3 protein-coding genes are annotated in these 2177 nt (G+C 70.0%); 1 reads left to right on the top strand and 2 read right to left on the bottom strand.

The window, feature by feature from the left end; translation table 11 throughout:
• Positions 1-440, bottom strand: a 440-nt coding sequence (locus ACFU7D_RS29360; protein WP_378874000.1) for a LacI family DNA-binding transcriptional regulator, incomplete at its 3' end; no start/stop codon positions are given.
• Between the two features lie 190 nt (positions 441-630).
• Positions 631-1671 carry a LacI family DNA-binding transcriptional regulator gene (locus ACFU7D_RS29365; RefSeq protein WP_378732915.1) on the bottom strand — a complete coding sequence of 347 codons (1041 nt, stop codon included), beginning with the start codon at positions 1669-1671 and terminating at the stop codon, positions 631-633.
• 138 nt (positions 1672-1809) lie between these two features.
• Here ACFU7D_RS29365 and ACFU7D_RS29370 point away from each other — a divergent pair, with 138 nt between their 5' ends.
• The gene (locus ACFU7D_RS29370) at positions 1810-2148 is read left to right on the top strand and encodes an L-rhamnose mutarotase (protein ID WP_378874003.1); all 339 of its coding nucleotides are present in this window, start codon (positions 1810-1812) and stop codon (positions 2146-2148) included.
• Positions 2149-2177 lie beyond the last annotated feature (29 nt).

Genomic DNA, 2177 nt, shown 5'->3' on the forward strand with positions numbered 1-2177 from the left:
GACGTCAGCAGGTCGGCGACCTCGCTGGTGTGACGTACGTCGGCCGTGTCGCTTCCCGCCAGCACGATCGCCCGGCTGCGCTGGCGCCGCAGCGCCGCCAGGAACTTCTGCTCGCGCTCGGGCTGACCGCCGGTGTTGCACAGCATCACCAGCAGGCCGTGCTTCTCGGCCTCGTCGGCCAGGCCGCCGGCGATGGTGGAGAAGTAGGGGTCGGAGATGTCCTTCACCAGCAGCCCGACCGTCTCGGTCGAGCCGCGCGCCATCGCCTGGGCGTTGGCATTGGGCATGTAGCCGAGCTTGTTCGCCGCCGCCAGGACCTTCTCCTGCAGCTCGGGGCGCACCACCCGGTCGCTCCCGTTCAGCGCGCGCGACGCGGTGGCCAGCGAGACCCCTGCCTCGCGGGCGACATCGCTCAGCGTCGCTGCGCGTTCTCCGGCCAACTGATTCTCCTTCGGCTTCCGCTCCAGGAGCCTAAGGCATCCGCCGAATGCGTACGCCGCGCTCCGGGTCTCGTCAGACGTACCCACCCGTTGCCGAGTCGGCCCGTTTGTACGCCCAGAACCGCCGAGTCGGCGCGTTTGAACGAGCCGACTCGGCGTGAGTCTTGGTCAGAACGGGCCGAGTCGGCGGTCAGGGGCGTCCGAGGGTGGAGGCGCGGGCGATGAGCTCTGGTGTGAAGACGACCTGCTCGTGCTGGTGGGTGGGGTCGCCGACCTCGTCGAGGAGCAGTTCGGCGGCGCGTCGGCCGAGGTCGTGGCGGGGCTGGCGTACGGAGGTGAGGGGCACCGCCGCGGCGGCGGCGAACTCGATGTCGTCGTAGCCGACGATCGCGAGATCGCCGGGTACGGTTCGGCCGCTGGAGATCGTCTGCTGGAGCAGCCCGAGCGCGAGCAGGTCGTTGGCGCAGAACGCGGCGGTCGGGCGGCGCCGGGCGGACAGCCCGACGAGCCGCTCGCCGGCGGCGCGACCACAGGCCACGGTCGGGGCCTCGCAGGAGAGCATGACGAGGTCCTCGGGCGGTAGCCCGGCCTCGGCCCAGGCCTGCCGGGCGCCCTCGCCGCGGTCGCGGACCTGTCCGATCGACTCCGGCCCACCGACGTACGCCACCCGCTTGTGGCCTTCGTCGATGAGGTGCTCGACGGCCAGCCGCCCGCCCAGGACGTCGTCGACGGCGACGGAGCAGAACGACGACCCCGCCCGGGTGCGGTCGACGATGACGACCGGGGTGCCCCGCTCGATCAGCTGGTCGAGCTGCGGGTCGTCGGGGTCGACCGGGGTGATCAGGATGCCCTGGACGCGCTGCTGCTGCAGGTGGGCCAGGTGGGCGCCCTCGCGGGCCGAGCGTCCGTCGCTGTTGCACAGGAACAGCGAGAGCCCGGCCGCCTCGGCGGCCAGCTCGATGCCCTGGGCCACGTCGGTGAAGAACGGGTTGCCGGCGTCGAGCATGACGTAGGCCAGCGACTGGGTGCTGCCGGTGCGCAGCGAGCGCGCCGACTCGTTGCGTACGAAGCCGAGGTCGGCCATCGCGCGCTCGACCCGTTCACGTGTCGTTCGGCTGACGCGCTCGGGGCGGTTGAGCACGTTGGACACCGTGCCGAGGGACACGCCTGCGGTGGCCGCGACATCTTTGACCGAGGCGCTGCGCGGTGAACCCGCTGGGGTGATCGCCACCTGGGCTCCTTCCTGAAACGTTAAATCGCAGCATAGGCCGTGGACGGCGTTGTGACGAGGAAGGGACGCTACCCGGATTGACCGATGTCGGACATGCTCATTAGCGTCCATGTCTAAATCGTTTCATCGGAGGTCGTCATGGAGCGCGTCTGCTTCCAGTTGCAGGTCAAGCCCGAGCGCATCGAGGAGTACAAGCGGCGCCATGCTGCGGTCTGGCCCGACATGCTCCGGGCGCTCTCGGAGACCGGATGGCACAACTACTCCCTGTTCCTCCGTCCCGACGGCCTGCTCATCGGCTACGTCGAGACGCCCTCCATCGAGGCTGCTCAGGCCGGAATGGCGGCCACCGAGGTCAATGCTCGGTGGCAGGCGGAGATGGCGGAGTTCTTCGAGGACCTCGACGGCGTCGCGCCCGACGAGGGCTTCCTCCGCCTCGAGGAGGTCTTTCACCTCGAGGACCAGCTCGGTCGCGACTGACTCCCTCGCCGAGTCGGCGCGTTCTAACG

This window comes from Nocardioides sp. NPDC057577, assembly GCF_042801335.1.
GTDB lineage: Bacteria > Actinomycetota > Actinomycetes > Propionibacteriales > Nocardioidaceae > Nocardioides.

Coding starts and splice junctions, on each gene's coding strand:
- ACFU7D_RS29370 (WP_378874003.1), top strand. CDS start 1,810: ATGGAGCGCGTCTGCTTCCAGTTGCAGGTCAAGCCCGAGCGCATCGAG.